This is a genomic window from Cryobacterium sp. 10I1 (assembly GCF_035019805.1).
GTDB classification, from domain to species: domain Bacteria; phylum Actinomycetota; class Actinomycetes; order Actinomycetales; family Microbacteriaceae; genus Cryobacterium; species Cryobacterium glucosi.
In genome coordinates, this window is the sequence record NZ_JASJVF010000199.1 from 1 (window position 1) to 6,163 (window position 6,163).

A 6,163-nucleotide genomic window follows, 5' to 3' on the forward strand; every position below is an offset into this window, starting at 1 on the left:
ACGACCACTATCTCGTCGCCGAACGCGCCGATAACCACATCCTCCTGGCCATGGACGCCGATCTCACCCGTTCGCTCACCGAGCTCATCTCGGCGACCTCCGCCCGCCGCGACTCTCCGGACATGACCGGCACCAGCCGCCGGCGCCTGCGCCGCCTCGCCGAGGAATACCTGCGGCCGGGCGTGCACGTCACCGACCTGAACGACAGCCTCCGCCGGATCCAGCAGCAGCGCACCCTCTGGCAGCGCTACGTCGTCGCCGGCGTCATGCCGGAGGTGCCCGTCGGGATCTCCGACGTCCACGTCGCCTTCCAGCGCGTCTCCGAGGACCTCGCGGCTCTCGACATCCCACTGCGCAACACCGGCACGAACCGGCAGCTCGCGATGCGCCCGGTCAAGGAACTGATCTACACGATCTCCGGCCTCGCCGCCGAGAGCGAGGTGCTCGCCAACCTGCACGAGCGCACCGCGCTGCTCGCAACGCTGCGCGAACACAACCTCGACCCCCTGATGACCGACCTCGCGAAGCGGCACGTCTCAGAGGAGAACGTCGCCAACGAACTCGAGCTCGCCTGGTGGCAGTCCGTGCTCGAGACCATGCTCGGTGCCGACAAGGCGCTCCTGAACGCGAACACCCAGGTGCTCGACCGGCTCGAGGCCGACTTCCGTCTCGTCGACGAGGCCCACGCGTCGACGACCGGGCAGCGCCTCGGCTGGCTCCTCGCCGAAACCTGGAAGATCGGCATCGTCGACTGGCCCGAGGAGGCCGACCGCCTTCGCCGCCTGCTGCGCGCCGACCGCGCGACCCCGTCCCGCCTGAACAAGGCGGCCCCGCACCTCGGCCGCGTGCTCGCCCCGGTCTGGCTCGCCTCGCCGTACGAGGTCTCCAAGCTCGACGACCAGCACTTCGACGCCGTGCTCCTCGTCGACGCCGGCGCGACGACCCTCGCCGAGAACGTCGGCGCCATCCGTCGCGGCAAGCAGATCGTGGCCTTCGGCGACCCCGTCACCCAGACGCCGTCGCCGTTCGAGACCGGTATCACGGATGCCGGCGGCGGCACGAACGCCAACGCGCGCGTCAGCCGCGTCAGCCTCGCAGACCGCGCAGAGCGCGAAACCAACGTCGACGCCCTGCACGCGGACTCCGCCCTCGCCCGCCTCGGCGAACTGCTGCCCACCCTCACCCTGACCCGCAGTTACCGGGCCGGCGGCGAAGACCTCACCGAACTCGTCAACCACCGCTTCTACGGTGGCCGCATCGACTCCCTCCCGTGGGCAGGCAGCTACCTCGGTCACGGCAGCCTCACCCTGAACTACGTCGCGGGCGGCCACGGCATGCCCGACGCCGACAGCGGAGCCGTCGAGAGCGTCGACGCCGAGGTCACGAAGGTCGTCGACCTCGTGCTCGACCACGCCGTCAAGCGCCCGCGCGAATCGCTCATGGTGATCACCGCGAGCGCACGCCACGCCGTTCGCGTGCACCAGGCGGTGCTTTCCGCCTTCTCCAAGCGCACAGACCTGGCCGACTTCATCCTCAAGGACCGGGCCGAACCGTTCACCGTGCTCACCCTCGAACAGGCCGTCGCCCAGAGCCGCGACCGGGTGATCTTCTCGATCGGCTACGGCCGCACCCCGCACGGACGCCTGCTGACCAACTTCGGCTCGCTCGGCGAACCCGGCGGCGACCGCCTGCTCGCGATCGGCATGACCCGGGCCCGCCGCGCCATGGACATCGTCTCCTGCTTCCGCCCCGCCGACATCGACGAGGACCGCCAGCGCCACGGCATCCTCGCCCTCGCCCAGGTGCTCACCGAGACCGAAGCCAGGCACAACGAGGCGCAGGTCCCCGATGCCACCGAGCCGATGCTCGTCGACCTCGCCCAGCGCCTCGAACGCCTCGGCGTCACCGTGACGCTCGGCCATCGCGGCAAGCTCGCCCTCGCGGGCTCGCACGCCGGTCGAGCCGTCGTCGTCGAAACGGATGCCGTCGTCGACCGGGCGAGCCTGCGCGAGTCGCTGAGGCTCCGTCCAGAGGTGCTGCGGCGACTCGGCTGGCACTACCTGCGGGTGCACTCCTTCGAACTGTTCAGCAACCCGGACGCCGTCGCCACCCGCGTCGCCGGCCTCGTCGGCGTCACACCCCCCACGCCGCCGGCAGCTCAGTACCCGCACGCGTGACGGACGGCGCCCGCGCCCTCGTGACTGCAGTGCCGTCCGGGGAAGACCTGAAGGGCCTGTCGTGAAAGACACCGACGACTGGGTCGAAACCCCGGAGAGTGCCGCCGACCGGTCGCACGGACTCGACCCGGCGAATCCCGCGTCAGCGCCGCGCCAGTCCGTCGTGAAAGCCCGCGGCGGAGCCCGCCGGGCGCGCCTGACGCCGGCGCCGGACACGGATCCGAACCCGCACCCGCCGGTCCTGCGCGAGGAGGGCGGCGTCGCACCGCACGTCGCCGGAACCGAGCCGTCACGGAGCGCGAACGAGGCCCAGTTGCGTCAGGACCGCCCGCCGCACTGGTAGCCTGCGCCCGGCATCCGCCGTTGCGTACGCGCTTCTGACGCTACGGCAGGCACGCCGGAGGAGAGCTACCTCGGGGACGGGCCGGTGTCGGGCTTGGCGGCGTCCGCGGCGAGGAGGTCGCGGATCTGGGTGAGCAGGTCGAGCTCGGTCGCGGGGACGGTCGCGTCCTTCGGCGGCAGGCCTGCCGCTCGGCGGCGCTCCTGCGCCTCCTTGAGCTTGTTGATCGGCATCACGAACACGAAATACACGACGGCTGCGATGAGCAGGAAGTTGATGATCGCCGCGAGCACGAGCCCGAAGGACAGGCTGCCGCCGCCGGGCAACGGGACATTCATCGATTTGGAGATGTCTTCCGCGTTGAAGATCGCCGCGATCAACGGGTTGAAGATCCCGGTGACGATGGCGGTGACGACGGACGTGAACGCCGCGCCGATGACGACCGCGACCGCGAGGTCGATCACGTTGCCGCGCATGATGAATTCTTTAAAGCCCTGGATCATGGGGATCCTCCTTAGGGTTTTGCGGACGGGGCCGCACTCGAAGTGGGGGTCGAACGTGATGCTGATGATACCGATGACGACGACGGGCCGGCGGATGCCCCGCCCGACTTCTCGGACGACGCGCCCGACTTCTTCTCCGACTTCTCGGCCTTCTTGGGCTTGTCAGAACCCTTGTCGGAGTGCGAACCCTTCTCGCCGTGCGACGCGGCGTCCGCGTGCGACTTGGCGTGCTTCTTCGGGTGCGCCTGCAGGGCCGCCTTCGCGTCCGAGCGGGAGTCGTTCTGGTAGAAGCCCGAACCGGTGAAGCTCACGCCGATCGAGGAGAACACCTTGCGCAGCTTGCCGCCGCAGGTCGGGCAGACGGTCAGCGTGTCGTCGGTGAAGGCTTGCTGGATATCGAACGCGGTGTCGCACTCGGTGCAACGGTAGGAATAGGTAGGCACTGAAACTCCGGCTGTAGGAACCCGGCGCGCGCCGGGAACCCTGATTGAAATAGATGAACGTGAGGGTGGATGAGTTAGAAGGTGATGATGCGCGTGGGCGTGACCAGGCCGTCGACGGGCTGGTCGTGCACTTCACGCGGCACGGAGTCGACGTATTCGTTGTCGAAGACGACGGCGTAGACCGGGGGACATTTCTCCATCGACCCGAGGGTCTTGTCGTAGTAGCCGCGGCCCCAGCCCATCCGCAGCCCGGTCGTGTCGACGGCGGCCGCGGGGACGATGATCAGGTCGACGTCATTGATCGCGATCGGCCCGAGCAGGCTGCCCGCGGGTTCTGGCATCCCGGAGACACCGGGGAATTCGGTCTGGTCCTCGCCGACGGTCCAGTCGAGCAGGCCGTCGTCCCGGGAGACCGGGAAGAGCACCCGGATGCCCTGGGCCTCGGCCCAGTTCACGAACGGCCGGGTATTGGGTTCGTTCCTGGCGGACAGGTAGCAGGAAATGGAGCGAGCGCTGAGGTCGACGACGATGCTCTGCAGGTTCGCGGTGAAGCCCGCCGTCGCGGCATCCGTCTCGACCGAGGTCATGTTCTGCCGGCGCTCACGCAGTTCGGCGCGGAGCGCCCGCTTTCGGTGAACGGTCTCGGAGTCCATATAAGTCATCCTAGATGCCGATAGCGTAGGGGCCATGGGTACACGCATCACGAAAGCCGTCATTCCCGTTGCTGGTCTGGGAACTCGCTTCCTCCCGGCCACGAAAGCAATGCCGAAGGAGATGCTCCCCGTCGTCGACAAACCGGCGATCCAGTACGTCGTCGAAGAGGCCGTCGCGGCCGGCCTGAACGACGTCCTGATGATCACCGGGCGCAACAAGAACGCCCTGGAGAACCACTTCGACCGGATGACCGAGCTCGAGGATGTCCTGATCCAGAAGGGCGACAAGGACCGCCTCGCCAAGGTTCAGTTCGCGACAGACCTCGCCGACATCCACTACGTTCGCCAGGGCGACCCGCTCGGCCTCGGCCACGCCGTCCTCCGCGCGAAGATGCACGTCGGAAACGAGGCCTTCGCCGTGCTCCTCGGCGACGACATCATCGATGCCCGCGACCCGCTGCTCGAGAAGATGCTCACCGAGCAGGTCGAACGCAACACGAGCGTCATCGCGCTCATGGAGGTCGAGCCCTCGCAGATCCACCTCTACGGTTGCGCCGCGATCGAGGCCACCGACGACCCCGACGTCGTGCGCATCACCGGCCTCGTCGAGAAGCCCGCTGAAGCGGATGCCCCGTCGAGCCTCGCCATCATCGGCCGGTATGTGCTCCGCCCCTCGGTCTTCGGCGTGCTCGAGCACACCGAGCCGGGCAAGGGCAACGAGATCCAGCTGACCGACGCCCTGCAGGAGATGGCGGTGAACCCCGAGACCACGGGCGGCGTCTACGGCGTCATCTTCCGCGGTCGCCGCTACGACACCGGCGACCGGCTCGACTACATCAAGGCCATCGTGCAGCTCGCCGTCGACCGCGAAGACCTCGGTCCCGACTTGCGCCCATGGCTCAAGGGATTCGCCGCCACCCTCGACTGATCGGGGTGACTCGGGGACTGATCCGGGTGACTACAGTGGGGGAACACCAGTTGAATCCGAGTAGACAGGCAGGTTGTGGCGATCGCGATTCCGACGCTCTTCGACGGTGATGTGACGTTGCGTCCCATCCGGCTGCGCGATGACAAAAACCTCGAACGCTCCCTGATGGAGAACCGAGGCTGGCTGCGCGCCTGGGAGGCGACCAGCCCGTACGCGCCGATGTCCTTCGACACCCGCGCGAGCATCCGCAGCCTGCTCGCGCACTCGCGCACCGGGAACGGCCTGCCGTTCGTGATCGAATTCCAGGGCCGGCTGGCCGGCCAGCTCAACGTCTCCTCGATCAGCTGGGGCTCGCTGTCGAGCGCGACGATCGGATACTGGGTCGCCGAGGAGTTCGCCGGTCGTTCGATCACCCCGATCGCCGTGGCCCTCGCGACCGACTACTGCTTCGGGCAGCTCGGCCTGCACCGGATGGAGATCTGCATCCGGCCGGAGAACGGCCCCTCCCTGCGCGTCGTCGAGAAGCTCGGCTTCCGTTACGAGGGCCTCCGCCGCCGCTACATCCACATCAACGGCGACTGGCGCGACCACTTCTGCTTCGCCCTCTTGGCCGAGGAAGTGCGCCAGGGCGTGCTGCGCCGCTGGCGCGACGGGGCGGCCCCCGCCGATGCTGCGGCGGTGACCGCCGCGGACCGGGCCGCGGCGGCGCATCCGCTCGGTGTGGCCGAGTACTGAGCATCGAACCACAACCCGCGCACAACAGAGACGCCGCGCAAAAAGACACGCCGCGCAAAAAGAATCGTCGATTCACCGGCGAGTCGGCGGACACACCCCGTCTAATCAGCGCCGGAACGGCCCCTGACTCATACCGTAGGGAGCATGAGTAGCGAGGTCCTGGGTGGCGGAGTCATGGTGGGGGTCGCCGCCGTGCTCTGGGTGGCCTATTTGATGCCGACCTGGACCCGACGACGCCAATATCTCACGATCGAACGCAATGCGGTTCGGTTGCAGCAGACCATGCGTATCCTCGCGGAGACGTCGGAGATTCCGCAGGAGGTACGACTCGAGGCGAATGCCCGCACCGTCGTGACCCAGCAGAAGCTGCTCGCGCAGGCCGAG

General features: G+C 68.1%; 6 protein-coding genes and 2 pseudogenes. 5 read left to right on the forward strand and 3 right to left on the reverse strand.

From position 1 onward, the window contains the following. Together QN345_RS14420 and QN345_RS14425 are read left to right on the forward strand one after the other, a co-directional pair. Positions 1-2,177, forward strand: a pseudogene (locus QN345_RS14420) (AAA family ATPase); the annotation flags it as partial. Between the two features lie 61 nt (positions 2,178-2,238). After that, positions 2,239-2,520, forward strand: a complete 282-nt coding sequence (locus QN345_RS14425; RefSeq protein ID WP_281535693.1) for a hypothetical protein — start codon at positions 2,239-2,241, stop codon at positions 2,518-2,520. 65 nt (positions 2,521-2,585) lie between these two features. On the opposite strand, the gene mscL is transcribed toward QN345_RS14425, so the two are convergent. The 3 genes from mscL to QN345_RS14440 form a co-directional block, all read right to left on the reverse strand. After that, complete coding sequence (mscL, locus tag QN345_RS14430; protein ID WP_134449326.1) at positions 2,586-3,020, reverse strand: large conductance mechanosensitive channel protein MscL; 435 nt, start codon at positions 3,018-3,020, stop codon at positions 2,586-2,588. 11 nt (positions 3,021-3,031) lie between these two features. Further along, a complete protein-coding gene (locus tag QN345_RS14435; protein ID WP_322135259.1) occupies positions 3,032-3,463 on the reverse strand; it encodes an FmdB family zinc ribbon protein in 432 nt (143 codons plus the stop codon). A gap of 74 nt (positions 3,464-3,537) precedes the next feature. Then, positions 3,538-4,116 carry a 5-formyltetrahydrofolate cyclo-ligase gene (locus QN345_RS14440; RefSeq protein WP_134558258.1) on the reverse strand — a complete coding sequence of 193 codons (579 nt, stop codon included), beginning with the start codon at positions 4,114-4,116 and terminating at the stop codon, positions 3,538-3,540. Between the two features lie 34 nt (positions 4,117-4,150). Between QN345_RS14440 and galU the strand changes: the two genes are divergently transcribed. The 3 genes and pseudogenes from galU to QN345_RS14455 all read left to right on the forward strand — a co-directional run. Continuing rightward, a complete protein-coding gene (gene galU, locus QN345_RS14445) occupies positions 4,151-5,044 on the forward strand; it encodes a UTP--glucose-1-phosphate uridylyltransferase GalU (RefSeq protein ID WP_134558259.1) in 894 nt (297 codons plus the stop codon). A 75-nt stretch (positions 5,045-5,119) separates the two neighbouring features. After that, positions 5,120-5,779, forward strand: coding sequence for a GNAT family protein (locus tag QN345_RS14450; protein ID WP_323508793.1), 660 nt, complete (start codon positions 5,120-5,122; stop codon positions 5,777-5,779). A 144-nt stretch (positions 5,780-5,923) separates the two neighbouring features. Continuing rightward, a pseudogene (locus QN345_RS14455) lies at positions 5,924-6,163 on the forward strand (hypothetical protein); the annotation flags it as partial.

Excerpts from the sequence above, each read along its gene's own strand:
- galU (WP_134558259.1), top strand. The coding sequence starts at position 4,151 with ATGGGTACACGCATCACGAAAGCCGTCATTCCCGTTGCTGGTCTGGGA.
- mscL (WP_134449326.1), bottom strand. The coding sequence starts at position 3,020 with ATGATCCAGGGCTTTAAAGAATTCATCATGCGCGGCAACGTGATCGAC.
- QN345_RS14440 (WP_134558258.1), bottom strand. The coding sequence starts at position 4,116 with ATGGACTCCGAGACCGTTCACCGAAAGCGGGCGCTCCGCGCCGAACTG.